Annotated in this window: 20 protein-coding genes and 1 pseudogene; 8 read left to right on the top strand and 13 right to left on the bottom strand. The window is 71.8% G+C overall.

Annotated features, from left to right (window positions below; genetic code table 11):
• Positions 1-111: 111 nt before the first annotated feature.
• The 5 genes from ACWCPI_RS31005 to ACWCPI_RS30985 form a co-directional block, all read right to left on the bottom strand.
• Positions 112-654 carry a copper chaperone PCu(A)C gene (locus tag ACWCPI_RS31005; RefSeq protein ID WP_451041261.1) on the bottom strand — a complete coding sequence of 181 codons (543 nt, stop codon included), beginning with the start codon at positions 652-654 and terminating at the stop codon, positions 112-114.
• Positions 651-2948 (bottom strand): heavy metal translocating P-type ATPase, encoded by a 2298-nt coding sequence (locus ACWCPI_RS31000; RefSeq protein WP_451041260.1) that lies wholly within the window; start codon positions 2946-2948, stop codon positions 651-653. Before ACWCPI_RS31000 ends, ACWCPI_RS31005 begins: the two co-directional genes overlap by 4 nt.
• Positions 2948-3262, bottom strand: a complete 315-nt coding sequence (locus ACWCPI_RS30995; protein WP_451041259.1) for a hypothetical protein — start codon at positions 3260-3262, stop codon at positions 2948-2950. Before ACWCPI_RS30995 ends, ACWCPI_RS31000 begins: the two co-directional genes overlap by 1 nt.
• A gap of 72 nt (positions 3263-3334) precedes the next feature.
• Complete coding sequence (locus ACWCPI_RS30990) at positions 3335-4060, bottom strand: DUF1775 domain-containing protein (RefSeq protein WP_451041258.1); 726 nt, start codon at positions 4058-4060, stop codon at positions 3335-3337.
• A gap of 55 nt (positions 4061-4115) precedes the next feature.
• Complete coding sequence (locus ACWCPI_RS30985) at positions 4116-4715, bottom strand: DUF998 domain-containing protein (RefSeq protein ID WP_451041257.1); 600 nt, start codon at positions 4713-4715, stop codon at positions 4116-4118.
• Positions 4716-4951: 236 nt separating this feature from the next.
• On the opposite strand from ACWCPI_RS30985, the gene ACWCPI_RS30980 reads away from it, so the two are divergent.
• Complete coding sequence (locus ACWCPI_RS30980; protein WP_451041256.1) at positions 4952-5422, top strand: hypothetical protein; 471 nt, start codon at positions 4952-4954, stop codon at positions 5420-5422.
• On the opposite strand, the gene ACWCPI_RS30975 is transcribed toward ACWCPI_RS30980, so the two are convergent.
• Positions 5409-5807 carry a hypothetical protein gene (locus ACWCPI_RS30975; RefSeq protein ID WP_451041255.1) on the bottom strand — a complete coding sequence of 133 codons (399 nt, stop codon included), beginning with the start codon at positions 5805-5807 and terminating at the stop codon, positions 5409-5411. The two genes, ACWCPI_RS30980 and ACWCPI_RS30975, sit on opposite strands and share 14 nt — an antisense overlap.
• A 555-nt stretch (positions 5808-6362) precedes the next feature.
• Between ACWCPI_RS30975 and ACWCPI_RS30970 the strand changes: the two genes are divergently transcribed.
• Together ACWCPI_RS30970 and ACWCPI_RS30965 are read left to right on the top strand one after the other, a co-directional pair.
• Positions 6363-6959, top strand: a complete 597-nt coding sequence (locus ACWCPI_RS30970; RefSeq protein WP_451041254.1) for a hypothetical protein — start codon at positions 6363-6365, stop codon at positions 6957-6959.
• Positions 6960-7132: 173 nt separating this feature from the next.
• The gene (locus ACWCPI_RS30965; RefSeq protein WP_451041253.1) at positions 7133-9631 is read left to right on the top strand and encodes a SpoIIE family protein phosphatase; all 2499 of its coding nucleotides are present in this window, start codon (positions 7133-7135) and stop codon (positions 9629-9631) included.
• A 275-nt stretch (positions 9632-9906) separates the two neighbouring features.
• On the opposite strand, the gene ACWCPI_RS30960 is transcribed toward ACWCPI_RS30965, so the two are convergent.
• Positions 9907-12723 (bottom strand): SpoIIE family protein phosphatase, encoded by a 2817-nt coding sequence (locus ACWCPI_RS30960; protein WP_451041252.1) that lies wholly within the window; start codon positions 12721-12723, stop codon positions 9907-9909.
• Positions 12724-12788: 65 nt separating this feature from the next.
• Here ACWCPI_RS30960 and ACWCPI_RS30955 point away from each other — a divergent pair.
• Positions 12789-13027, top strand: a pseudogene (locus ACWCPI_RS30955) (N-acetyltransferase family protein); the annotation flags it as partial.
• Between the two features lie 188 nt (positions 13028-13215).
• Here the strand turns inward: ACWCPI_RS30955 and ACWCPI_RS30950 are convergent.
• Positions 13216-13638 carry a YjbQ family protein gene (locus ACWCPI_RS30950; protein ID WP_451041251.1) on the bottom strand — a complete coding sequence of 141 codons (423 nt, stop codon included), beginning with the start codon at positions 13636-13638 and terminating at the stop codon, positions 13216-13218.
• A gap of 149 nt (positions 13639-13787) precedes the next feature.
• On the opposite strand from ACWCPI_RS30950, the gene ACWCPI_RS30945 reads away from it, so the two are divergent.
• Positions 13788-14873 carry an NAD(P)-binding domain-containing protein gene (locus tag ACWCPI_RS30945; protein ID WP_451041300.1) on the top strand — a complete coding sequence of 362 codons (1086 nt, stop codon included), beginning with the start codon at positions 13788-13790 and terminating at the stop codon, positions 14871-14873.
• 122 nt (positions 14874-14995) lie between these two features.
• On the opposite strand, the gene mltG is transcribed toward ACWCPI_RS30945, so the two are convergent.
• Positions 14996-15847 carry an endolytic transglycosylase MltG gene (mltG, locus tag ACWCPI_RS30940; protein ID WP_451041250.1) on the bottom strand — a complete coding sequence of 284 codons (852 nt, stop codon included), beginning with the start codon at positions 15845-15847 and terminating at the stop codon, positions 14996-14998.
• A 43-nt stretch (positions 15848-15890) separates the two neighbouring features.
• Positions 15891-17702: an ABC transporter ATP-binding protein gene (locus ACWCPI_RS30935; RefSeq protein ID WP_451041249.1), complete on the bottom strand. Its 1812-nt coding sequence runs from the start codon at positions 17700-17702 to the stop codon at positions 15891-15893.
• Between the two features lie 94 nt (positions 17703-17796).
• On the opposite strand from ACWCPI_RS30935, the gene ACWCPI_RS30930 reads away from it, so the two are divergent.
• Positions 17797-18246, top strand: coding sequence for a MarR family winged helix-turn-helix transcriptional regulator (locus ACWCPI_RS30930; protein ID WP_451041248.1), 450 nt, complete (start codon positions 17797-17799; stop codon positions 18244-18246).
• Positions 18247-18314: 68 nt separating this feature from the next.
• On the opposite strand, the gene ACWCPI_RS30925 is transcribed toward ACWCPI_RS30930, so the two are convergent.
• The 3 genes from ACWCPI_RS30925 to ACWCPI_RS30915 form a co-directional block, all read right to left on the bottom strand.
• Positions 18315-19847 (bottom strand): cation:dicarboxylate symporter family transporter, encoded by a 1533-nt coding sequence (locus tag ACWCPI_RS30925; protein WP_451041247.1) that lies wholly within the window; start codon positions 19845-19847, stop codon positions 18315-18317.
• 176 nt (positions 19848-20023) lie between these two features.
• Complete coding sequence (locus tag ACWCPI_RS30920; protein ID WP_451041246.1) at positions 20024-21721, bottom strand: peptide-N4-asparagine amidase; 1698 nt, start codon at positions 21719-21721, stop codon at positions 20024-20026.
• A 57-nt stretch (positions 21722-21778) separates the two neighbouring features.
• On the bottom strand, positions 21779-22564 hold the full coding sequence (locus ACWCPI_RS30915) for a hypothetical protein (protein WP_451041245.1): 786 nt from the start codon (positions 22562-22564) through the stop codon (positions 21779-21781).
• A gap of 248 nt (positions 22565-22812) precedes the next feature.
• Here ACWCPI_RS30915 and ACWCPI_RS30910 point away from each other — a divergent pair, with 248 nt between their 5' ends.
• The gene (locus ACWCPI_RS30910) at positions 22813-24669 is read left to right on the top strand and encodes an ABC transporter transmembrane domain-containing protein (RefSeq protein ID WP_451041244.1); all 1857 of its coding nucleotides are present in this window, start codon (positions 22813-22815) and stop codon (positions 24667-24669) included.
• Entirely contained in the window at positions 24666-26465 is a 1800-nt protein-coding gene (locus tag ACWCPI_RS30905) for an ABC transporter ATP-binding protein (RefSeq protein WP_451041243.1), read from the top strand. Before ACWCPI_RS30910 ends, ACWCPI_RS30905 begins: the two co-directional genes overlap by 4 nt.
• Positions 26466-26507 lie beyond the last annotated feature (42 nt).

The following is a 26507-nucleotide window of genomic DNA, read 5'->3' as shown; positions in this document are numbered from 1 at the left end:
ACGCGCAACACCCCCACCCCACACTCAAGCCCAGAAGAGTGATACAGGACACATCGACGCGAGGGAACCTGGCGCGCACGCAGCCCGACTTCTAAGGGAGTGGCGGTGCCCTCATCCGACCCCGCCGGGGCGGACGACGAGCGCCTCCACCTCGATCCGTCCGGCATGCCGGAAGTGCAGCGTGAACGGCACGAACGTGCCCTCCTGCCACTCCGGCCGCGCCCGCAGCGTCACGTCCAGCCCGTACGGGGACATCACGAGGCGACCGCCGGCGGGGACGCGGGCCGAGTCCACCGTCCGCGCGGACGCCGCACTGTCGTTGACCATGCGGTGCCGGCTTAGTTCCGCGCCGTCCTCGGCCGAGGTCGAGGTCACCTTCAGCAGCCGGTCGTCGCTACCACCCGAGTTGGTGATCCGGAAGAAGGCGGCGGTGTCCCGGACCTCGCCGTACGGCAGGAAGACCCGCCCGTCGGTGACGGTGATCCGCGCCGGGGTGCCCGCGGCCCCGGTGCTCACCCACGTGGTCAGGCCGCCCAAGGCGACGCTGCACGCGGCGACCGGGGCGAGCGCGGCGCGCAGCCCATCGGCGACACGGCGGCGGCTGGGACGCCAAGGGCCTGGAGCGGCCGTTCGCTGGGCCGTGGGTGCGGTCATCGCGTACGTCCCTCCCGGCCCGCGCCGGTGCCACGCCGCGGGCCCCGGGCGGGCCCCGGCTGCCAGGCCCGCAGCCGCAGGCTGTTGCCCACGACGAGCAGGGAGCTCACCGACATGGCCACCGCGGCGACCATCGGGTTGAGCAGGCCGACCATGGCGAGCGGCACGGTGACCGCGTTGTAGCCGAAGGCCCACAGCAGGTTGGCGCGGATCGTGCGCAGGGTGCGCCGGGCGAGCCGTACGGCGTCCCCGAGGGCCTCGATGTCGCCGCGCACCAGGGTCACGTCGGCGGCCCCGATGGCAACGTCCGTGCCGGTGCCCATGGCGATCCCGAGGTCGGCTCCGGCCAGCGCCGCCGCGTCGTTGACGCCGTCGCCGACCACCGCGACCCGGCGGCCCCGCGCCCTCGACTCGCGCACGAGGTCGGCCTTGTCCTCGGGTGAGCAGCGCGCGTGGAACTCCTCGATGCCCAGGGCCGAGGCCACCGCCCGGGCCGGGGCCTCCCGGTCGCCGGTCGCCAGCACCGGCCGCACCCCGAGGCGCCTGAGCCGGTCCACGGCCCGATAGGCCCCGGGGCGTACCACGTCGCCGACCTCGATCAGTGCCTCCGCCACCCCGTCGACCCGGACGAGGACGGGCGTGTGCGCGGCGGCCTCCGCCTCCGGCAGCGCGTTCGCCAGCGGGGCGGGGATCTCGTCGTCGGGCGCGTGGACTTCGACCACTCGGCCCTCGACCAGACCGCGCACCCCCCTGCCCGCCTCCGCTCGAAAGTCGCGCACCTCGGGCAACGGCCCCTGTTCGCCCAGGGTTCGGCGGGCGTGGGCGACGACCGCGCGGCCCAGCGGGTGTTCCGAGCCCTGTTCGACGGCGCCGGCCAGCCGCAGTACTGCCTCCTTGCCGAGCCCGCCCGGCACGGCGGTCACGCGGCTGACGCTCATGTGCCCGGAGGTGAGGGTGCCGGTCTTGTCGAGGACGACGGTGTCGATGTGCCGGAGCCCTTCCAGGGCCTGCGGCCCCCGGACCAGGACGCCGAGTTGGGCGCCGCGTCCGGTGGCGGCCATCAGAGCGGTCGGGGTGGCCAGACCGAGGGCACAGGGGCAGGCGACGACGAGTACGGCGACGCACGCGGTGATCGCCGCCTGCGGTTCCGCCCCGGCCCCGAGCCAGAACCCGAGCACGGTGACCGCCAAGGCCAGCACGGAGGGTACGAAGACCCCGGCCACGGCGTCGGCGAGGCGCTGCGCCCGCGCCTTGCCCGCCTGTGCCTCGGCGACGAGCCGGGTGATCCGGGCCAGTTGGGTGTCCGCTCCGACGGCCGTGGCCCGTACGAGGAGCAGTCCGCCCGCGTTGACGGCGCCGCCCGCCACCGCGCTGCCGGGTCCGACCTCGACGGGTTCGCTCTCCCCGGTGACGAGCGACAGGTCCACGGCGGAGTTGCCCTCCACCACCTCGCCGTCGGTGGCGACCCGCTCGCCGGGGCGTACGACGAAGACCTGCCCGGCCGTCAACTCCTCGATGGGCAGGAGGCGTTCCGCGCCGTCCTCCCGTACCGACACCTCCTTGGCGGCGAGCCGGGCGAGCGAGCGCAGCGCCGCCCCGGTGCCGTGCCGTGCCCGCGCCTCCAGGAAGCGGCCGGCCAGCACGAACAGCGGGACGCCGACGGCCGCTTCGAGGTACACGTGTGCGACACCGTCGGAGGCGGAGGGCAGCAGGCTGAACGGCATCCGCATGCCGGGCGTGCCCGCGCCGCCGAGGAAGAGCGCGTACGCGGACCAGCAGAAGGACGCCGCCACGCCCAGGGAGACCAACGTGTCCATGGTCGACGCCGAGTGCCGCAGCCCGCGCAGGGCCCGCACGTGGAACGGCCAGGCGCTCCACACGGCGACCGGCGCGGCCAGCACGAAGCACAGCCACTGCCAGTTGCGGAACTGCCAGGCGGGCACCATCGACAGTACGAGGACCGGCAGCGCGAGCAGCGCGGTGATGAGGAGCCGGTCACGCTCGGAGGGGGGTTCCCCGGCCGGCCGGCGGTCGTCGTCCCGGCGTTCGGGTGGCTGCGGCGGCTCGGGCAACGCGGCCGTGTAGCCGGCCTGTTCGACGGTGGCCACGAGGTCCTCGGCCCGGACGTCCGGCGGGTGGCTGACCCGGGCGCGCCCGGTGGCCAGGTTGACCGTCGCGGTCACACCTTCCAGCTTCGCGAGCTTCTTCTCCACCCGCCGCACGCAGGCCGCGCAGGTCATGCCGCCGACGGTGAGGTCCGTGGTGGTCATCGGGGGTGCGGACTCGGTGGTCATCAGCCGCCGCTCCGCTGCCGCACGCCCATGTCGTCAGCGTCCGTCCGGCCCATGTCCCGCCGGCCCATGTTCGTCCGGCCCATGTTCGTCCGGCCCATGTCCGTCTCGCCCATGCCCATGTCGCCCATGTGCATGTCGCCGTGGTCCGCGTCCTTCTCGTCCGTGCCCGTGCCGTCGCCGCCCGTTCCGGAACGGTGCATGCCGGGCGCGACGGGACCTGTGGCGGCTCCGACGGCGTACGACACGGTGAAGATCAGAGCGAGCAGAACCAGGAACCCGCAGAGGGCGGGCGGCACACCTGGGGGTGGTTTCATCAACGGCCTCCTGACGCACGTACCGCTACAGGAGTCGGGCGCCCGGGGCGGAGAGTTCCCGCCGTCGTCGGTTCAGGAGGCTTTGCCGCTACGCCTTTTCAGCCACCACGCCCCGGCGCCGAGCACCACGACGGTCGCGCCGATGCCGAGCGGGAGGGCGACCGGCATGCCGTCGTCGTCCTCGGTGCCGTCCGCCGCCGCCTCGGCCGACGGGGCGGGGGGCGAGGGGGCCGACGGCGTGGCCGTCGTCGGCTGCTCGGTGGGCGTGGGGCTCACGGCCTTCGCGCCGGAAGCAGGCGGCTTCAGCGCGAGACGGGGCGCGGGGTGGCCGTGACCGTGGCCGTCGCCGCCGTTCTCCTGCTCCAGTTCGATCCAGCGGTCCACGCGGCCGTCGCCGTAGGTCTGAAGGGTCTTGAAGACCAGCGTCCTGACGTCGGGCAACTGCCGTACGGCGACGACGTATTCGGCGTCCTCGCCGACCGCGAGTTCGGGCCCCGACACGGTGTAGCCGCGGCTGGTGGAGGCGAACTTCCAGCCGTCGGGGCCGTTCTTGTAGGTGATGTCCGCCGGGGTGATGCCCTCGGGCAGGATCACTTCGAGTCCGCTGATGCCGGCGGTGCCCGACTCCGACTCGGCGGTGAAGGTCACCGCGACGTCCTGGTCGAGCGCTCGGGCGCCCTCCGCCTCGACCTCGGTGTGCGCCGCGGCCGGTACCGCGAGGGCTACGGCGGCCGCGCAGACGACCGCGGTGAGGGCGCCGGTGCGGCGCAGGCTGCGGAGCAGGATGGGGCGGGGCACGTGCGACTCCCTCGTACCGGTGATGTGGTCGGTGCATTCAAGCGCAGGGCAGGCCTCAAGGCGAGGGGCCCTCCGGCGGCCGCCGGCGCGGGCAGGAGGCGACGACCACGAAGGGCCACAGGGACTGAACGGCCGTCACCAGGCGTTCGGCGGCTCCGGCGGCCCGGCCCTGGTGCATCTCCACCATGAACCAGGCCGCGCCGAACACCATCACAGCGGTCGCCGCGAAGGAGGGCGCGGGCCGCAGTCCCCAGGGTGCGGTGCCCTGGCGGTCGGCGGCCAGCACCGGCCACACGGCCAGCAGAGCGAAGCCGACCGCGGCCACCGAACCGTGACGCAGGGAGCCCCCGCTGCTCGGAGGCGGGACCAGCGCGACCACGCACGCGGCCACCCCGCCGGCACCCAGCGCCACCCGTCCGGGCAGAGCGGCCGGCCGCAGCCCCCAGGCGGTGAGCATATGGCAGACCCCCAGTGCGGCCAGCGCCCCCGTCATCACCCCGGAACCCGGTGCTCCGTAGGCCGCGAGGACACTGATCGTCTGTGTGGCGGAGTCGTAGGCCGGTCCTTCGAGCAGCGCCGCGATCGTCCAGCCCGCGATCAGCACCACAGGCGCGCACCCCGAAGAAAGCAAGGCCCATCCAGGCACAAGTCGCATCAAGCCACCGTAGAACGCGCGAATCGGAACGCCGGTCAGGTACACACAGACGGCGCGACCGCCGTTCCGCAGCCTCCCCGGGCCGGACCTGCGAACTGCCGTGCCCGTCTCGCACACATCGACCGAAAGCGCCACCCTGCGCCAGACTGCGCCACCCCTTCCGGCGCATAGAAATATCCACCAGCATGAATGGCTCCGACCTGTTCGGCAGGGCCGAAAATGCTGGGGGTAGGGACATGCAGCGCACCATGGGGAAGCAGGCCGTCGAGTGGCTCGCCGCGGCTGCCAGGGATCCTCGGACGTGCAAGGAGCAGTGGGATCAGGGGGCGGACGCGGTGCTGTTGGAGGCCGGGCGGCTGTGGGACGTGCTCAGTGTTCCCGAGCATCTAGGGCTGGGCGCCGTGGACGTCCTCAGACGTACGCGGGCACGGGCGTCCGGCCCGGTGCTGGTGAACTGCGGGGCGCGCAGAGTGGGTTTCTTCCTTCCGCCCGACCCGGCTTCCGAGTGGGTCGGGCCCGGCGTACGGCATGTCGGCCGGGGCTCATGGGTCGCTGTGCCGCCGCCTCACCGGTCCACGGGCTGGCGCCTGGAGTGGCTGCTGCCACCCGACGGCACCGGGACCCTGTACAACCCCGATGTGATGGAGCTGGCGCTGCGCGAGGCCGGCGGCGCCCCTGCCGCGCCGACGCGCGTCAGTCGGCCGTAGGCGGGGCGCACGCCCGGACGCGTCCGTTGCTGCTGCTCCATTCCCACAGAACCGCCGGTCCGGGCAGGCCCCGGGGCACGACCACGGCCGGGACCCGTTCGGTCGCGCCGCCGTACTCACCCTCGACCGGTTCGGCATCGAGGGCCAGGGCGAGCCCACTCCACCGGCCCACCGCCCAGGAAGTGACGGCATGGCCGTCGGTGGCGCCGGCGGAATCCCGCCATGTGTCCCGACGCTCGGGAACGGCACGGCCCTTGGCGTGCCACTCCGCGACCAGCGCCGCGTAGATAGACGGCCGGCCCCGAAGGCCGGTGGCCGGTACGACGTACGACATGGGTGCGGCATCGCCTCCGAGCACACGCCGCGCCGTCTCACTGCTGTCCATGCCGGGGCAACGCCCAGGCGTGCGCCGGTGGTACGCCGACAGTGCCTGCCACCACCCGGTCGGGTGAGCGCATCCCCCGAATGGAGCCGTGCCGCGCTCGCTCCGCACCGGCCGTCCCGCCCCCAACCAGACAGGAGCGTTTCCATCGACGGACGAGAGCACGTTCTCGCGATCTCCCACATCCGGAACGACAGCGACGACACCGACGACTGTCCCTGGTGCGCCGCACTGCGCGAGTCGATCCTGCCTCCGGCACCTCAGTCAGGGTCCAGGCGCCGAGGCTACGACCCCTACGTCTCGGGAGCCCTGTACGACGCCGACGACTGGTGAGGCGCACGCCGCCCCCGATGCGCCGGGCCGCCCGGTATGTGCCGGGCGCTCGGGGGCGCGCGCCCTGCATATATCTGCCGGTTTGATGCGCGGGCGCTCGCCCCATACGGGGAATTGAGCCCCCGGCGGATGGTCGCGGCACCGGGCAGCCGGTGCACTGAGGACGCCAACGAACCGTGAACCGGCCCGCACCCTCGTCCGGCGGTGCACACAAGGAGGCTCCTGATGGCACTCACGGAGTGGACGAAGTCGATGGAGTGGCTGGCGGCCGCGTCAAAGGACCCGGGCGCCTGCAAGCACGAGTGGCAGAACGGCATCAGCGGCGTCACACTCCTGGCGGCCGGGCGGTTCTGGGACGTGCTGATCGTTCCGGAACAGCTCGGACTCCGCGTCGCCGAACTCCTGGAGGAGCTGCCGTTTCTCGACCCGGGGCCCTGCCTGCTGGACACCCGACGGCGTCATGTCGGCTTCCTGCTGCCCCCGGAGCCGCAGACCGTGTGGATCGGCACCGGCGTGCGCCTCCTCGGTGCGGGGACATGGATCACCGCACCGGCCCCGCACTGCCGCTGGGGGGCGCTGCGCTGGCTCGTCCCCCCGGACGGCACCGGGACCCTGACCATGCCCGATGTCCTGGAGGTGGCCCTCCAACGCTGCGCCACCGAACTGTCCCGCCTCCAGGGCCGCCCCGCACCGACCGCGCACAGCCTGCCGGCACCGGAGGACAGACCGGACGACGGACGCGTCGACGGGCGAGCCGACGGACCGGCCGACGGCTCGCCGGTGGTGCGCCAGTGTGTGGCACGGGGGTGCGTGGGGCCGTGACGGGGGCGGCTCCCTGGCTTCCTCTCGCTTCCGCTCTCAACCGCACCTGCCGGTTCGGGTACGGCTCTCCCGGCCCGGCACCTGCCCCCGGGAGCTACGGACCGCCCTAAAATGGAACAAACCATCCACCGACGATCGAGGGCAACGTGTCGGCCAACGGTGGGGCATCGAACTTGTACCCGTTCGGCGCCGCAAGTGTCGGCGAAGCGCCCGAGCGCGACGACGCGCTGGTCAGTGCCGTCGTCAGTGCCGTGGAGCTGACCGGAGCGCATGCCGGAAGCGTGTTCCTGCTCTCCGGCGACCACCGCTCGCTCGTAGTGGCCGCGTCGTGCGGTTCGCCACCCTCCCTGCTCAGTGGGTGGCGCCGGATCCCGGTGAACAGCGGTCTGCCGGTGGCGGAGGCGTACCGCTCCGGACGCATGATCCATCTGGCCGGCGCGGAGGAGACGATGCGGCGCTTCCCGCAGCTCTCGGTCGCCCTGCCCTACCCGTTCGGCTCGGCATCCGTCCCCGTACGGGCGGGCGAGCGGACCTTCGGCACCATGGCCGTGGTGTGGACGGCCAGGCCGGACGGGACAGGGCTGTCGAGGGCGCAGCGCAGGCAGCTTCGCTCCGCCGCCGACCGGCTGGGCACCACCCTCGCCGGACTGCGGGCCCGCGGCGCGCTCGGTGAGTACGACGAGCGGGCGGCTCCGGTAGTGGTTCCGCTGCCATCCGCTCCGGTGATCCGGGTGGGCCTGTTCGACTGGAATCTGGAGACCGGAGCGCTCACGGCCGACGACGAGCTGTGCGCGATCTTCGGAATGCCGCCCCTCGAGTTCGACGGACGGGCGACCACCCTGGCGGCCATGATCGAGCCCGCGGATCTGCCCGGCTTCCAGTCCGCCGCCCGTGCCGCGGTCCAGGAACGCCACGTACTGGCACACTGCCTGCGCATCCGGGACGGCCGCGGAGGCCACCACACCGTCGAGCTGTGGGGCCGGGTGCCCGAGAGCCCTGACGACCTGGGGGCCTCGGCCCGTCTGGTCGGCGCCGTACTCGACTCCGGGAGCCGCATGGCCGCCGTGGCGGCGATCGAGCGGCTCGCGGACGGCTTTTTCGCGCTCTCGCCCGACGGACGCGTCGCCTACGCCAACCACAGCCTGGAGAATCTGCTGCGGGTCCGCCAGGACGAACTGCTCGGCCGACGCCCCTGGGACGTCCTGCCCTGGCTGGCCGATCCCGTGTACGAGGACCGCTACCGGGCCGCCCTGGTCTCCCAGCAACCGGTCTCCTTCCTGGTCCGCCGCCCACCGGCCAGTGGGCTGGTCTTCTCCCTCCACCCGGGCGCCCAGGGCATGACGGGGTGGGTGGCACCCGTGCGACAGCCCGTACCGGCCGACACCGGCCCCGGTGCACCCCTCGCGGAAGGGGGGCCGCCCTCCACCTGGTCACCTCCGCCCGCGGCACCGCGCGTGGGTTCCCTCTACCGGGTGCTCACGCTGGGCAGCGCGCTCACCGAGGCGGTCACCGCGCACGAGGTGTTCGAGGCCGTCGCCGAGCAGCTGCTGCCCGCTTTCGGCGGCCAGAAGCTGGCGATGGCCGTGGTGGAGGAGCGGCGCCTGCGCCTACTCGATCAGCGCGGCTACTCGAAGCGCTTTCTCGCCCGGTTCGAAGGCACTCCGCTGCATGCCCGGCTGCCCGTGACGGACGCGCTGACCTCCGGAACCCCGTTGTTCGTCGAGTCCCGTGAGGAGCTTCTCGAGACCTATCCCGGGATCACGGTCAGTCCTTCCAGCTCCTGGGCGTTCCTGCCCTTGATCGCCTCGAACCGCCCGGTCGGCGTCTGCCTGCTCGGTTTCGACGACGTCCACCGATTTCCCGACGAGGAGCGCGGGGTGCTCACCGCGCTGGGCGGCCTGATCGCCCAGGCCCTGGAACGCGCCAGGCTCTACGACGCCGAATTCGCCCTCGCCCGCGGCCTGCAGAACGCGCTGCTCCCGCACCGGCTGCCCGCACTGCCGGGCCTTGATGTCACCGGGCGCTACCTTCCGGGCACCAGGGGGATGGACATCGGCGGCGACTGGTACGACGTCATTCCCACCGGCGACGAGGTCGCACTGATCGTCGGGGACGTCGAGGGGCACAACGTCGCCGCCGCGGCCGCCATGGGCCAGCTGCGCAGCGCGGTGCGGGCCTTCGCCACCGCCGGCCACCGGCCGAGCGACGTCGTCGCCAACACCAACCGGCTCCACATGGACCTCGACCCGGCGCTCCTCGCAAGCTGCTGCTACGCCCGCCTCCATCCTCGCTCGGGGGTCTTGCGCATCGTCCGTGGCGGCCACCCCCCGCCCTTGCTGCGCCTGCCCGACGGGCAGGCCGAAGTCCTGGATGTGCCCGGCGGCCCTCTGCTCGGCATCGACACAGCGGCACACTTTCCGGAGTCGGAGCTGCGCCTCGTACCCGGGTCGGTCCTGGCCCTGTACACGGACGGACTGATCGAGAGGCGTGACTCGGACATCGATTCCGACGTCGACCGGCTCCGGGCGTCACTGGCCCGCATGGGCGGGGGCCGCCTGGAGGATCTGGCCGACGCGCTGCTGCGGGACGCCCGCCGGTCCGCCGACAGGGCGGACGACATCGCCCTCCTGCTCACCGAGTACGCCCCGCCACCGCAGACGGCGGCGAAGTAGGCGTCCGCACACGCCGGCTCCGGCCCACCGCCGTGAGGCGGCAGGCTCTCCGACGCCGCTGGCCTGCCCCGGATCCTCCGCAGAGAGCGGCGCTCCGCCCCCTCACTCGGGGGCGGACGGCCGTTGTCGCAGGCCGGACGCCTGCGAAGAGAGTATCGGCCGGCGGATGGCGACATCAGCGCAAGTGGAGCCGCCGCTCCTGGCCGACGAGGTGAAGCCATCGGTTCGGGCGAGCGCGCCTTGGGCGCAGAACGGGCGTGCAGCACCGTCCGAACTCAGAGGGTGGGATCATCGAACTGCTCAAGGAGGACCTCGGCCGGTGTGCTGACCTTGGTGGTGGACGGGCTGCCGCCAAGAGGTTGTTCGGCCCAGATGACCTTGCCCCCGGATGTGTACCGTGTTCCCCATCGCTGAGCGTGCTGGGCCACAAGGAACAGCCCCCGCCCACCCTCGTCCATGGTGGCCGCCCGGCGCAGACGCGGCGAGATACTGCTGCCGTCCGACACCTCGCAGGTCAAAGAGCGCCCGTGCAGCAGTCGTACCCTGATCGGTGGTGATCCGTACCGGATCGCGTTCGTGACCAACTCGCTGATGATCAGTTCCGTGTTGAACACGATCTCTTCCTCCCTCCACTCATGCAACTTCTCCCTGCAGTGCGCCCGGACCGAGGCGACCGCTGCATGGTCCGGCGCCACGTCCCACTCCGCCACGCCCGGCGGCGGGAACAAACGGGTACGCGCGATCAGCAGTGCGATGTCATCGGAGGGGTGTCTCGGCACCATCGCGTCGACCACCGCCTGACAGGTCTCCTCGGGCGTGCGGTCCACCCCGGCTCGCTCCAACGTCCGACGCAGCCCGTTCAGCCCGACGTCGATGTCGCGGGTGCGGTCCTGCACCAGCCCGTCGGTGTAGAGCACCAGTCGTGAGTCCTCGGGCAGCTGCAGTTCACGGGTTTCGAAGGGGTGGCCACCCAGTCCGAGTGGGGGAGATGCCGGCACGTCCGCACAGCTGACGGTCCCGTCGGGGTGCACCACTACCAGGTCGGGGTGTCCGGCACGGGCCGCCGTGCACGCTCCTGCTATCGGGTCGTAGATCGCGTACAGACACGTCGCTCCCGTCACCCCCTGCCCCTCGTGCGCTTCCGTGGCCTCGCCGGCGCTCTCCTCGTTGTCCATACGCACGACCAGGTCGTCCAAGTACCCGAGCGCCTCGTCCACGGGGAGGTCCAGCGCGGAGAGATTCTGTACGGCGGTGCGCAGCCGCCCCATCGTCGCCGCGGCGTGCAATCCGTGACCGACGACGTCACCCATCACCAGCGCCACTCGCCCGCCCGGCAGCGCGATGAGATCGAACCAGTCCCCGCCCACCCCTGCCTCCGCCGGCAGATACCGCCAGGCCACCGCCAGTGCATCCTGCTCCGGTTGCCCCCGCGGCAGCAGACTCCGCTGCAACGTCACCGCCATCGCGTGCTCGCGGGTGAACCGTCGCGCGTTGTCGATGGCCACCGCCGCCCGCGCTGCCAGCTCCTCCGAGAAGGACAGGTCCTCCTGCTCGAACGCCGGCGACTCCCCCATCCGGTAGAAGTTCGCCACGCCCAGCGGAACACCTCGCGCCTGCAGGGGCACGGTCACCAGCGAATGCACCCCCAGCTCCAGCGCCCCGCGCGTGCGATCCGGGTTCTGCTCCTGCCACCCCCTCGCCTGTCGCAGGTCCGCCTCCAGCACCGCCAGGCCCCGCTCCAACGCCCGCATCTGCGGCGTCGCCGGGGAAAGCGGGATCTTTTCGTCCACCGGGTACAGCGGCAAAGCCTGCTGCTCGCCGCTGATTGCCGCACGCCGCAGCTGTCGCCATTTCTCCGCCGTCGGCTCATGGCCTTCCAGCACCGCATCCAGCAGATCGACCGTGACGATGTCGGCAAACCGCGGTACCGCCACCTCAGCCAGGTCCTGGGCCGTACTCACCACATCCAGCTGCGTCCCGATCCGCACCCCCGACTCATAGAGCAGGTCCAGCCGCCCCCGCGCCGCCTCTGCCCGCCCCGACACCACCGTCAGTTCCGTGGTGTCCCGCAACGTCACCACGCTGCCCCCTCGGGCCCGGTGCGGGAACGTGGGCCGCTTGTTCACCGCCAGCAACCGACCCTCCACCACGTGCACCTCGTCCGTGACCGCCTCCCCCGACGCCAGCATGCGCGTGATCTCCACCGGCAGACCCAGCTCCCGCACATGCCGTCCCTCCGCGTCCACCGACAGACTCAGCAGCCGCTTCCCCTCATCGTTGGCCAGCAGCAACCGTCCGTCGGCGTCGGTGATCAGGACCCCTTCCCGCACCGCGTGCAGGACCGCGTCGTGGTGCTCGTACAGGCGCGTGATCTCGGCCGGGCCCAGGCCACGGGTCTCCCGCTGCAGCCGCCGGGTCACCAGAACTGTCCCGCCGGCAGCCAGAGCCAGCGCGGCCGCACCGGCACCCAAGGTGATCGGCAGCTGCGGCATCCACAGTCTCGCCACGTTCTTGGCCGTGATCCCGGCGGACACCAGGCCGACGACCTCGCCGTCGGCATCGGTCACGGGGACCACTGCCTGGACGGCCGTTCCCCGGCCCGCCGGCAGGGGCGGCCCGCCCGCCTCCTCGATGGTGGTGCGGCCTTCCAGCGACGGCTGAATGGTGCCGACGAACTTCTTCCCGATCTCTTCCGGGTACGGGTATGTATAGCGAATCCCGTTGGTGTCCATGACAACGATGAAGTCCACACCCGCGCTCTTACGAGCCGCTTCCGCACGCGGCTGCAGCACCACCGTCGGGTTCGGGCTGCGCAGCGCCTCGGCCACGCCTGGGGCCTTCGCAAACGCCTGGGCCGCGACGACCGACTCCCGACGCCCCTGCTGCAGCGCGTCACGGGCCGCCTGAAGCACAACGGTGGTCATCCCGGCCGCGGCCAGCAGCACGACGATCAGGATCTCGATGAGGAAGACCCGCCCGACGATGCTGCGCGGGTTCAGCAAGGACTCGCGACGATTACGTGGCTGCCCGGCAAACGGATGGCTCGACGGCTTCCGATGCAGCCTAGAAGGTCCCTTCGCGTTTGCATTCATGGCGTCCGCTCCGGTTCGGCGAGACATCACCAGCGTATGCGCGCGCAGGCACGCCCGTCGCTACGGTGCTGGGACGGGTCGCGGCCACTGCCGTGCTCGACCGCTGCGCGTACGCCGGTGTCGTGGAGCACTCCGTGTACGTCCACCCCGACGCGCGCGGCTGAACACGCTCATCGACTCCACCGAGGCGGCAGGCATCTGGACGATTCGGTCTGGGATCTTCCCCGGGAGCACCGTCGGCCTCGCCCTGCACCAGCGCGCCGGTTTCCGCGTCATCGGCACCCGCGAGCGCATCGGCCGCCACCTCGAGAAGTCGGTGGAATGTCCGCCGGGCGCGCTCGCCGGTTTGCAGCGCCGTTCCCGACCGCTTCGGATCACACACCCCACAGCCCCTCAGCACCTGACGCGGCATCAGGTTCAGAAAGGTCCCGACTGCGAGGGCGAGCCGGACTCGTCGGGTACGGCCGGACTTCAGACCTACGGTCGGCACCCTCACCCAAGGAACGACAACCGCACCTCCCGACGAGGATTGTCCTTGTTCGTGTCCACGAGGCACACCGACTGCCACGTCCCGAGTTCCAGCCGCCCACCGAGCACGGGAAGGGTCGCGTGGGGCGGGACGAACGCCGGGAGGACGTGGTCGCGGCCGTGGCCGGGGCTGCCGTGGCGGTGCTGCCAGCGGTCGTCGGCGGGGAGGAGGGTGTGGAGGGCGGTCAGCAGGTCGTCGTCACTGCCGGCGCCCGTCTCGATGATCGCGACGCCGGCCGTCGCATGCGGCACGAACACGTTCAGAAGGCCGTCGCGATCCGCGGCGACGTCCCGCAGGAAGGCCTCACAGTCGCTGGTGAGGTCCACGACCCGCTCCGAGGAGCCGGAGGCGATGTTCAGGACTCGGGTGGTGAAGGCGTCTGACATGTCCTCCATCCTCACCCATGCTCGTGAACTCACACGTCAGGCGACGGCCGGGCGACTCACGGAAGTGATCCGCGGAGGTGATCCGCGGAGGTGATCCGCGGAGGCTGTTGCGGGGGAAGATCCGCACCCCCGACACCGTTAGTAGAAATGTGAACAACATCGAGGTGGCCGAGTTCGTCGACGTGGTCGTCATAGGCGCTGGTCAGGCAGGACTCTCCAGCGCCCATCACCTGCGGCGCACCGGCTTCGAGCCGGACCGTGACTTCGTGGTGCTCGACCACTCCCCCGGCCCCGGCGGCGCCTGGCAGTTCCGGTGGCCGTCGCTGACGTACGGCAAGGTGCACGGAATGCACGCGCTGCCCGGCATGGAGCTGACGGGCGCCGACCCCGGGCGGCCGTCGTCCGAGGTCGTCGCCGAGTACTTCGACCGTTACGAGCGCGCCTTCGACCTGCGGGTGCGGCGGCCGGTGGACGTGCGTGCGGTACGGGAGGGGCCGGAGGGGCGACTGCAGGTGGAGAGCTCGGCCGGGACCTGGTCGACACGGGCGCTGATCAACGCGACCGGTACCTGGGACCGGCCGTTCTGGCCGCGCTATCCGGGCCAGGAGACCTTTCGGGGGCAGCAGTTGCACACCGTGCAGTACCCCGGGCCCGAGCGGTTCGCAGGGCTGCGGGTCGTCGTGGTCGGCGGCGGCGCCTCCGGCACACAGCATCTGCTGGAGATCGCCCCCTACGCGGCCGCCACGACCTGGGTCACCAGGCGCCCACCCGTCTTCCGCGAGGGGCCCTTCGACGAGGGCGCGGGCCGGGCGGCGGTCGCGATGGTCGAGGAGCGGGTCCGGCAGGGACTGCCGCCGAAGAGCGTGGTCTCGGTCACCGGGCTGCCCCTCAACGACGCCGTACGGCAAGGGCTGGCGGACGGGGTGCTGGACCGACAGCCCATGTTCGAGCGGATCACCCCGACCGGGGTGCAGTGGAGCGACGGCCGGCACGTGGAGGCCGACGTCATCCTGTGGGCGACCGGATTCCGGGCCGCCGTCGACCATCTGGCCCCGCTGCGGCTGCGTGAGCCGGGCGGTGGAATCCGGGTGGAGGGCACGCGCGCGGTCGCCGACCCCCGGGTGCACCTGGTCGGCTACGGCCCTTCAGCCAGCACGATCGGCGCCAACCGGGCCGGCCGCGCGGCCGTGCGGGACATCAGGCGGCTGCTGGCCGAGGAGCCGGTGGCGGCGTGAGCCGACCGACGTGTGGCGCCGACGAGCGGCCCGGCTCCACGCCGCGCGCGAACAACCATCACCCTCGTCGGCCGTGCACAGCCCCCGCCCCCGCCCCCCGGCCCGCATGACACCCCGTCGGCTCATTTCGTGGGCCGCGGGCTCGCCTTCTGCTGGGCGTTGAACTCGGCGACGTTGCGCTGGTGTTCGGCGTAGTCGGCGGTGAAGCGGGTGTCGCCGGGCTTGACGGTGACGAAGTACAGCCAGTCTCCCGGGGTGGGGCTGATCGCGGCGCGCATCGCGTCCTCGCCCGGATTGGCGATCGGCGTGGGCGGCAGCCCCATGCGCTGGTACGAGTTGTAGGGGCTCTCGATCCGCGTGTCGGCCTCGGTGGTCCTGAGCGTGGAGCGGTTGAGGGCGTAGTTGATGGTCGAGTCCATCTGCAGCGGCATGCCGCGCTCGAGCCGGTTGAAGACGACCCGGGCCACCTTGCCCATGTCGGCCTTCGTGCCCGCCTCGGCCTGGACGATGCTCGCGATGGTGACCACCTGGTAGACGTTCATGGCATTGCGCTGCGCACCGGCGGCGATCGGGGCACCGTTGAACTTCTTGTTCGCGGTGTCCACCATGGCCGACAGCAGGGAATCCGGAGTCGCTCTCCTGCCGTCCCGCTCAAGCGGGTACGTCGCCGGGAACAGGTAGCCCTCGGGGTTGCCGTCCGCCTCGTTCGGCAGCTTGAGGTCGAGTTTCTCCAGGGACTTCTTCGTGCTGCCGGGCCGCAGGCTCAGCGCCTTGTCCACGGCGGCGTACACCTGGCCGGCGCGCCAGCCCTCCGGGATCACCAGCGAGGTGGGCTTCGCGGCCTCTTCCTCGCCCGTGCTCAGCAGCGGCACCGCCACGGCGGTGCCGGCGACGACGGCGCCGGCGGCGATGAGAGCGACACGGCCCCGGCGTGTCAGTCGAATCGTTCTCCGTGACGGAGTGTTGAAGTACATGCCGGAACGGTAACCCCCACATGGTTACAAATCCGGCATAACGTCACCCCGTCGGCTCCAGTTGGGCGTCCCGCCGGACCAGCCCCGCGTACCGCCCGCCCCGCTGCAGCAACTCCTCGTGCGTCCCGCGCTCGGCCACCCGACCGGCGTCCAGGACCACGATCTGGTCGGCGCCCCGAACGGTGGACAGGCGGTGCGCGATGGTCAGGGTGGTGCGGTTGGCGGACAGGGCCTCGATGGCCTCCTGGACGGCGTGTTCGGTGCGGGTGTCCAGGGCGCTGGTCGCCTCGTCGAGAATGAGGACCGGCGGATCGCGCAGGATCGTGCGGGCGATGGCGAGGCGCTGCTTCTCACCGCCGGAGAAGCGGTGGCCACGCTCGCCGACGACGGTGTCGTAGCCGTCGGGCAGGGCGGCGATGTGCTCGTGGATCTGGGCCGCCTCGGCCGCCGCCCGCAGTTCCGCGTCGGTGGCGTCCGGCTTGGCGAAGCGCAGGTTGTCGGCGACGGAGGCGTGGAAGAGGTACGTCTCCTGTGAGACGACGCCGACCGCGCGGGCGAGGGTGTCGAAGTCGAGGTCGCGCACGTCGACTCCGTCGAGGGTGACCCGGCCGCCCGTCACGTCGTACAGCCTGGGCACGAGGTGGCCGAGCGTGGACTTCCCGGCGCCGGTCGGGCCGACGATCGCGAGGCTGCCGCCCGCGGGCACGGCGAGGTCGATGCCGTCCAGGACGGCGCCCCGTTCGTCGTCGCGGCCGTCGTACCGGAACTCGACGTTCTCGAAGCGGATCTCGCCCTTGACGGCGTCGAGGTGGACGGGCTCGTCCCGTTCGGTGATGTCGACGGGAAGGTCGAGGTACTCGAAGATGCGCTGGAAGAGCGCGAGCGAGGTCTGGATCTGAACGCCGGTGGACAGCAGGCTGACGGCCGGCCGGAACAGACCCTGCTGGAGCGAGACGAACGCGACGATCGTGCCGATCGAGACCTGGGGGCCGCCGAGTTGGAGGGCCAGGCCGGCGGTCCAGTAGATGAAGGCGGGCATGGCGGCCATGACGATGGTGATGACGGCCATGCGCCAGCGCCCGGCCATGTTCGATTTCACCTCAAGGCCGACCAGCCGCTCGGACTCGTCGGCGAAGGTCTTGGTCAGCGAGTCGGAGCGGCCCATCGTGCGGCCGAGCAGGATGCCGCTGACGGACAGCGACTCGGTGACGGTGGCGGCCATCGCGGCCATCTGGTTCTGCCGCTCGGTCGTGATCTTCTTGCGTTCGTTGCCGACGCGGCGGCTGATCCAGACGAAGACCGGCAGCAGGAGCAGCGAGACGACGGTCAGGCGCCAGTCGAGGGCGACCATCGCGACGATGGTGGCGACCACGCTGGTGGCGTTGGAGACCAGGGAGGTCGCGGTGGAGGTGACGGTGGCCTGCATGCCGCCGATGTCGTTGGCGATGCGGGACTGGACCTCGCCGGTGCGCGTGCGGGTGAAGAAGGCGAGCGACATGCGCTGGAGGCGGCCGTAGACGGCGGTGCGCAGATCGTGCATGACGCGCTGGCCGACCGTCGTGGAGATCAGGGTCTGCAGGACACCGAACACGCTGGTGAGGACCGCGCTGAGGATCATGCCGAGGGCGAGCAGGCTGAGCAGGCCGGTGCGGCCCTCGGGGATCGCGACGTCGAGGATCGCCTTGAGCAGGAAGGGCGTGGCGACGCCGACCAGGGACGAGGCGCCGACGAGCAGGCCGACGACGGCCAGACGGCCACGGTAGGGGCTGAAGAGGCGCAGGATGCGTCGCACCTGCCGGGGCTGCTCCGAGCTGCCGGCGGGTGGTTTCCACTGGGGTTCGCTGTCGGGGTGCATGGGCTCCTACGGGGGGTGCGGCGATGCGGACTTACGGACTTTAGCTCATTGTTACCTATACTCACAATGAACGGCATCCTGATATTGTTCCCGCATGACCAGCCCCGACCCCGACGGCCCGCTCGCCGAGCAGCTCCTGCACCTCACCCGCAGGGTGCACCGCATCCAGAAACGGCATCTCCAGGAGTGCGGCCTCGGGATCACCCCGGCGCAGTCCCGTCTGCTGCGCACTCTCGCGCACTACGACGCGCCGCCCCGGATGGCCGATCTCGCCGAACGTCTGGAAGTGGTCCCGCGTGCCGTGACGACGCTGGTCGACGGGCTGGAGGCGAGTGGCAAGGTACGGCGGGTGCCGGATCCGACGAACCGGCGGGTGATCCGCATCGAGCTCACGGACGACGGCCGCAAGGCACTGCGCGAGTTGCACGGCGCACGGCGGTCGGCGGCGAAGGAGATCCTGGCCCCGCTGACGGACGGACAGCGCGCGGTACTGGGTGAGTTGCTGGACACGCTGATCGACGGAACCGCCACCCGCGGGTGCTGAGCGCACACATGGCCGCGGCCACCACTCCGTAGTGCCGGAGCGGTGGCCGCGGGCCGTGTGGCTGAAGGTCAACCGGCTTCGGGAGCCGCTTCCTTGCCCGTCTGGACCGGTACGGGGACAGGAACGACAGGACCTTCGACCGCGGACCGGACCGCCGCGGCCTCCCCGGAATCCGCCACCCCTGCCACCCCGGCCTTCCCGGAATCCGCCACCCCGGCCTCCCCGGCATCCGCCACCCGGGTCCCCCCGGAATCCGCCGCCCCGGCGTTCCCGGAGTCCTCCGCCCGCTCCTCGTCGTCCAGTCGGACCACGATCTCACCGTCCAGGACCTTCCGCGCCCGCTCCCTGTCCAGCGCGCCCTCCCAACGGGAGACCGCGAAGACGGCGACACAGTTGCCGAGCAGGTTGGTGACGACGCGCATCGAGTCCATGATGCGGTCCACGCCCAGGAGCAGGGCCACGGCTCCCGCGGGGATGGCGCCCAGCGAGGACGCGGTCGCCGACAGCGCGAGGAACGCCGAGCCGGGGATGCCCGCCATGCCCTTGCTGGTCAGCATCAGCACCAGGATCACGGTCACCTGCTGACCGAAGCCGAGGTCCACCCCGACGGCCTGGGCGATGAACAGCGTGCCGATGGACAGGTAGAGCGAGGCGCCGTCGAGGTTGAAGGAGTAGCCCGTCGGCAGCACCAGCCCGACGGCGTCGTCGCGGGCGCCGGCCCTGCGCAGCTTCTGCATCACCCGCGGCAGGACCGACTCGGTGGACGCGGTGCCGAGTGCGAGCAGCATCTCCTCACGGATGTAGCGCAAAAACTTCCACAGACTGAGCCCGGTGACCACCTTCAGGGCGACCGCGAGGAGCACGATGAAGAGGGCCGCGGCCAGGTAGCACAGCACGATCAGCTTGCCGTACGTCTCGATCACACCGAGGCCGTAGTTGCCGATCAGGACGGCCATCGCGCCGAACACCGCGATCGGGGCCAGCCGCATGACGAACCCGACGATCGCGAAGATGACCTCCTGGGCCTGCTCGACGGCGGGCAGCACCTGCGGCACCTTGGTGTGGCCGAGGTGCAGCAGCGCGGCCCCCACCAGGCAGGCCAGGACCAGGACTTGGAGCAGTGAGTTCTCGGCGAAGGCCCCGATGAACGAGGTGGGTATCGCGTTCAGGGCGAACTCGGTCGTCGAGGGCAGGTGCCCACCGTCCGTCTTGGCGTCGACCGCCGAGGCGTCCAACGTCGACGGATCGACGTTCATCCCCGACCCGGGCTGCACCACGTTGGCGGCGAGGAGCCCGATGACCAGCGCGAGCGTGCTCGCGACCTCGAACCAGATCAGGGCCTTCAACCCGATCCGGCCGAACGCCTTCAGGTCACCTGCCTTGGCGATGCCGACGACGACCACGCAGAACACGAGCGGCGAGATGATCGTCTTGATGAGCCGGATGAAACCGTCGCCGAGCGGCTGAAGATCCGCGGCGAAGCCGGGCCACAGCTTCCCGACGACGATTCCGAGCACGAGTGCGCAGCCGACCTGCGCGAAGAGAGAGGTACGCAGCATGCGTGCGACGCGTCGTGGCAGGGACGGTACGGACGGCGGCACGGGCACTCCTTGGGGACGGGGGCACACAGAAGTCACAAGGGGACGAGGGGACTTCTGCCATATGGAAAGCGCATTCCGTGCCGATCACTTTTGCGGGTGATGTTGCTCCCGCACAAGACCCCCGTGTTGCATCCGCGTAAATCACGCCCTGAGTGACGCATCGCACACAACCCGGCTCAGCAGCGGTCGCGTTGCTCCGTGAGCACCCCTTGAACGCTGGTCAGTGAGCGGTCGTGGCAGCCGCGCGAGCCGTACAGCCGGAAGCGCTCGCTCGTCGTGCCGACCGCATGCCGCTGCTCACGCGGCACGTTCAGCGTCCAGGACGCGTCACCCTCGACGGTGTCGTGGAGCCGCGACCACGCGGTTTGTCGCCCGCCCTGGAACGTGACGACGGTGGCACGGTCACCGAGGGTCAGCACGGTCCGCAGCCGGTCGGCCGCGCCGATCGCGACGGAGCCGTCCATGGTGTACGTCCGCTGTGTGCGCGTGGTGCGGGCCGGTCCACGTCCGTCGACGGTGACCGATTCGTCGTCCGTCCATGTGGCGTCGAGCGCGTCGGGGTTCTCGCCCTCGGCCCAGCGGTGGACGGAGGTGTTGCCGAGCGTCCGCCGCACGGTCGTCCTCACCCGGCCGTGCGAGGTGTCGACGTAGCCCGCGACGGTCAGCCGGTGACCACCCCGGGTGTCCACCCGATGCTCCGGACCCGGCGTGTACGTCGAGGAGTTGGTGAGGTCGCCGGCCCGGTGCGCGGTGAGCTCGCCGGTGACGTGCGCGCTCTTGGCGTCCTGCCACACGAGGACGTTCACCGGCGCGCTCCAGCCGCTCTGTCCCTCGGGGACACCGACGACCTGGACCTCGACGCGGTGCGGGCGGCCGTCGTTGAGCAGGCCGGCGAACGGCGTCAGGTCGTACTCGATCGGCTTCACGTCGAAGGCACGCGGTCCCGGGATGACGTACCAGAGGAAGGGGTTGGACCAGCCGCCCGTCCACACGTGCGGGAAGGGCGCGGCGATTCCGGCCGGTCGGCCGTCGACCTTGATCTGCACCTCGCGGTAGGGACCGCCGGCCGCCTTGCAGGAATACGGCGCCGGGTCGGGCACCGACAGGTACCAGAACTCCTCGCAGCCGCCGCCGGATCCGGTGGCGTACACCTCGGCGACGATGCGTTCGCTGTTGCGCGGGGTGGTCAGGGTCGTGCCGCCCTGGAGCGTCAGGACCCGGTCGGGTGGCGCTGCCGGATTCGCGGCGGGTTTCGCGGCGGGGCCGCCGGCGTGGAACGTCAGCGTGACCTTGACGTCGATGACGCCGGTGTAGGTGTCGTCGACGACGTTCCCGATGAGCATCTCCACGTCCTGGTCACGGCGGAGGGTGTCGCTGTAGCGCGTGACGTCCTTCTCCACCGACCACTCGATGCCGTCCGGTGACGGCTCGGGGGTCGAGGTACGGAAGATCTCGACTCCGCCGACCCGCAGATGTCCGAGCCGGTCGAACTGGCGTCCCTTGACCTTGCCGTCCATCCGCAGCACGACCTTGCTCCAGCGGTCACCGCACCCCGCTGGTGGGGTGTACGTGCCCTTGTACGGGGTGAAGTCGCGGAACTGCGCCTCGGCGAGGGTCACTTGGCAGGACGTGCCGGAGGGCTTGGGCACGGGAGGGGCCGCGGTCACGGGGTCGTGCCAGTCGGTACCGAACTCGGCGGGGACATCGATGGATCGAGGCCCGGCCACGGGTTGCGCCGAGTCGGCGGTTCGCCCGGCCAGGGCGGGTTGCGACGCGGGGGCGGGTTGCCTCGCGGTGGCGGGGCTCGCTCCGAGGAGGCTGCTCGCCAGGAGGGTCGCTCCCGCGAGCATGGACATGACTATCCGTCTCTTCATGGGCGGTGTTCTACGGTGAGACGGGCGCCGCCCGCAATGAGGCCTCTCCCGCCGGCGCTACCGCCCCAGTTCCGCCCTGTCGCCCATCACCACGACAGGACGCCGTTCGGGATCGAGGGTCCGCAGCAGGTACTCCATCGCCGATCCGGACAGGCTCACGCAGGCCGACGTACCGCTGCCGTGGTCCAGATGCAGCCAGATCCCGCCACCCTTGGCTCGGCCCTCGGGACGGGTGGGATCGTTGGGCGGCGTGCCCCTGACGCGGTTGTAGTCGATGGCGATGACGTGGTCGAAGTCGTGCCAGTGCGACTTCGACCACCAGCGCGGCGCCGCGAAGGCCGTCGACCGGGTGTACGGCAGCCTGGAGCCCGGGTCCCTCAGTACGCCGCCCGCGTCGCTCAGCGTGAACACGCCGACGGGGCTGCGGTTGTCGCCCTCGCGGTGGGCGGTGGTCCAGCCCTTCTTGCCGTTGTGCGCGGGCCAGTCGCGGACGCGCTCCCAGGTGGTGCCGTGCCTGGCGTAGAGCACCACGGTGGAGCGCGGGGAGTCCTTGCCGTCGCCGTAGACCGCCACGACCTGCCGGGAATCCGCGGGGATGCGCCGCTGCCAGCGGTCGGCCAGGCCCGGGACGCGGGTCGGGTCCGCGGTGGCGGACGGGCTCGTACGCGCGCCGCTGCCGGCGTTCGCGCCGCCACCCGGCCCGGCACCACCTCCCGGCCCGGAGGCGTCACAGGCGGTCATGGTCGTCAGGGCCGCCGAAGCCGCCAGGACCACCAGCGCCGCCAGGGCGGTCCCGCGGGCCGCTGCGGTGACCGTGACTCGCCGTGTTCCGCGGTTGCGCATCGCTCCATGGTCGCATCGCGCCACGACCCGCCACGGGAGCGACAGGGGGACCGGCCGGACCGGCCGCGGGACGGGCAGCCGGATCCGTGCGACGGCGCGGAAAACCGTTTGCGTCCGACCACGCTCCGACGCGAACCTGTCACGGTTTGCTGCCGCCGCACACCGCCGTCGCGCGCATCGGTGTCCGACCGACTCCCCTTCCCCGAACCCCTCCCTCTCCCCGAACTGACACGAGCCACTGGGACGTCATGCAGATCCAAGACCTTCCGTATCCCGACCCGGGCGTGCCGGACGCGCGCTCGGGCCCCCGATTCCTGTGGTGGCTCTTCCGGAACCAGCTGGGCGGACAGGTGAAGTCCCTGGCCTGGGGGCTGCTGCACTTCCTGTCCGTCTCCGCGCTGCCCTTCTGCGTCGGCGTCGCCGTACAGGCGGTGGTCGACCGTTCCGGTGAGCGACTCGCCCTCGCGGGCGGCCTGCTGGCCCTGTGCTGCGCCGGGAACGCGATCGGTGAGACCTTCCTGCACCGCACGGCCGTGACCAACTGGATCACCGCGGCCGCCCGTGTCCAGCAGGTGCTGGCCCGCAAGACCGCGTACCTCGGGTCAGCACTGACCCGCCGTGTCGCGGCAGGCGAGGTCGTGGCCGTCTCCACGGGCGACGTCGAGAAGATCGGCTGGTTCGTCGAGGCCTGGTCCCGGTTCACGGCGGCGGCGCTGACCCTGGTGCTGGTCACGGTCGGCCTGGTCGTCTACCAGCCGACGCTCGGCATCGTCGTCGCCGTGGGCCTGCCCGTGCTGGCGATCGCCGTGCTGCCGCTGCTGCCCCGGGCGACCAAGCGGGCCGACTTCCAGCGCGAGAAGGCCGGCCGCGCCACCGAACTGGCCTCCGACACCGTCGCCGGTCTGCGGGTCCTGCGCGGCATCGGCGGCGAGGAACTCTTCCTCGACCGCTACCGCAGCGCCTCCCAGGAGGTACGCCACGCGGCCGTGCGCAGCGCCCGGATGTGGTCGCTGATCTCCGCGATCCAGGTACTGATGCCGGGGCTGCTGCTCATCACGGTGGTCTGGTACGGCGTCCACCTGGCCCGGCAGGGCCGGGTGACCGTCGGCGAACTGGTCACCGTCTACAGCTCGATCATGATCCTCACGTATCCGCTCAGGCACTTCGAAGAGATCGCGATGGCCTACTCCTTCTCGCGGCCCTCGGCCCGCCGGGCCGCGCGTGTGCTGTCCCTGGAGCGGCCCACCGACACCGAAGGGTCGCGCGACGGGTCCGACCTGCCCTCCGGAGACCTGTACGACCCGGCCACCGGTCTGCTCGCCCCCGCGGGCCGGTTCACCGCCGTGGTGTGCGGTGACCCCGACGCGGCCGGCCGGCTGGCCGAACGGCTCGGCGGCCATGCCTCGCAGGACGGCGTGTCGGTGCTGCTGGGCGGTGTCCCGCTCGACGAGTTGCCGCTCGGCCGCGCCCGTGCCGCCGTCCTCGTGCAGGACAAGGACCCGGTGCTGCTCTCCGGCACGCTGCGCGAGCTGCTCGACGTCCCCCGGTCGGGTGACGTGGGCGCCGAAGAGGCGCTGGAGGCCGCGCAGTGCGAGGACGTCCTGGCCGCGCTGGCGCAGGGGTCCCTCGACGCCGCCGACCCGATGGACGCGCGCATCACCGAACGCGGCCGGTCCCTGTCCGGCGGCCAGCGCCAGCGCCTCGCGCTCGCCCGGTCGCTGATCACCGATCCGGAGGTGCTCGTGCTGGACGAGCCGACCTCGGCCGTCGACTCGCACACGGAGGCACGGATCGCACGGGGCCTGCGAAACCTGCGATCCGGGCGCACGACCGTGGTGTTCACCTCCTCGCCGCTGCTCCTGGACCGTGCCGACCGGGTCGTGCTCGTCCACGAGGGCGCGGTCGCGGCGGTCGGAGTGCACCGCGAACTGGTGCACGGCGAACCGCGGTACCGGGCCGTGGTGACGCGGGAGACCGAGGAGGAGACCGCCCTGGGCGAGGGCTCGGGCAGGCGCTCGGACACCGCCCTGGGCGCCAGCTCGGTCGAGCGGTTCGCCGACGACGACGTACTGAAGGAACTGGAAGAGATCGAGGAGTCAGCATGATCGGCGTGGCGCCACCGGCGTACGACCCGGCGGCACCGACGACGGCGAACACCCTGCCGGTCGGCTCGCCCGCCACCGTACGCGCCTACGTGATCGAGTTGTTCCGCCGGCACCGCCGTGCCTTCCTGCTGCTCATCACCGTCAACACGGTCGCCGTGGTGGCCTCGATGGTGGGGCCCTGGCTGCTGGGCGGACTGGTGGAGCGGGTGTCGGACAGCGACGGTCCCGGCGTCCCCGGCCGCAACCTCCATCTGGAGCTCACCGTCGGGCTGTTCGTGGCCGCTCTCGTCGTCCAGGCCGTGTTCGTACGGCAGGTGCGGCTGCGCGGCGCGATGCTCGGTGAGCGGATGCTGGCCGATCTGCGCGAGGACTTCCTCGTCCGGTCGGTCGGGCTGCCGCCCGGTGTCCTGGAGCGGGCCGGGACGGGCGATCTGCTGTCCCGGATCACGACGGACATCGACCGGCTGGCCAACGCGATGCGCGAGGCGGTGCCCCAGCTGGCGATCGGCGTGGTGTGGGTGGTCCTGCTGCTCGGCGGGCTCGTCATGACCGCGCCCCCGCTGGCCGCTGCCGTGCTGCTCGCCGTGCCCCTGCTGGTGATCGGCTGCCGCTGGTACTTCAGACGGGCGCCGTCCGCCTACCGCTCGGAGGCCGCCGGGTACGCCGCCGTGGCCGCCGCGCTCGCCGAGACCGTGGACGCGGGGCGCACCGTCGAGGCGCACCGCCTCGGTGAGCGCAGGGTGGAGCTGTCGGAGCGGCGGATCAGGGAGTGGACGGCCTGGGAGCGCTACACCCTCTGGCTGCGCTCGGTGCTCTTCCCGTTCGTCAACGTCACCCACGTGATGATCCTCGCCTCGGTCCTGATGGTCGGCGGTGTCTTCGTCCTCCAGGGCTGGATCGGGGTCGGTCAGCTGACGACGGGCGCGCTGATCGCGCAGATGCTGGTGGATCCCGTCGGGCTCATCCTGCGCTGGTACGACGAGCTGCAGGTGGCCCACGTGTCGCTGGCCCGGCTGGTCGGGGTCCGGGACATCGAGCCGGAGGACGGGGACGATCGGGTGACGCCCGACGGCCACGACGTGCACGCCGACCGGGTGCGTTTCGGCTACCTGGAGGGCGTGGACGTGCTGCGCAAGGTCTCCTTGCAGGTCGCGCCCGGTACCCGGCTGGCGCTGGTCGGCCCGTCGGGAGCGGGCAAGTCCACCCTGGGCCGGCTGCTCGCGGGCATCTACGCACCGCGCGAGGGCCGGATCACCCTCGGCGGCGCGGAACTCTCCCGGATGACCGCCGAGCGGGTCCGCGCGCACGTGGCCCTGGTCAACCAGGAGCATCACGTGTTCGTGGGCTCCCTGCGCGACAACCTCCTCCTCGCCCGCACCGACGCGACCGACGCCGAGCTGTGGGCGGCGCTGGGCGCGGTCGACGCGGACACGTGGGCCCGCGGGCTCGACGAGGGCCTGGCCACCGAGGTCGGCTCGGGCGGGTTCGCGCTCACTCCGGCGCAGGCCCAGCAGATCGCGCTGGCCCGTCTGGTGCTGGCCGACCCGCACACGCTGGTGCTCGACGAGGCGACCTCGCTCCTCGACCCCCGCGCCGCCCGCCACCTGGAACGGTCCCTCGCCCGCGTCCTGGACGGCCGCACGGTGGTCGCCATCGCCCACCGCCTCCACACCGCCCACGACGCCGACGTCATCGCCGTCGTCGAGAACGGGCGCATCAGCGAGATCGGCAGCCACGACGACCTGGTCAGGGCCGACGGAGCGTACGCGGCGCTGTGGCGGTCGTGGCACGGGTGAGTGAGGGCGGCGGCTCGGCCGGGGGCGGCGAGCGGGTCCGCG

It is taken from the genome of Streptomyces sp. NPDC001920, from assembly GCF_053594495.1.
Note: the sequence above shows the minus strand (reverse complement) of the source record. Positions and strands in the feature narration are given on the sequence as shown.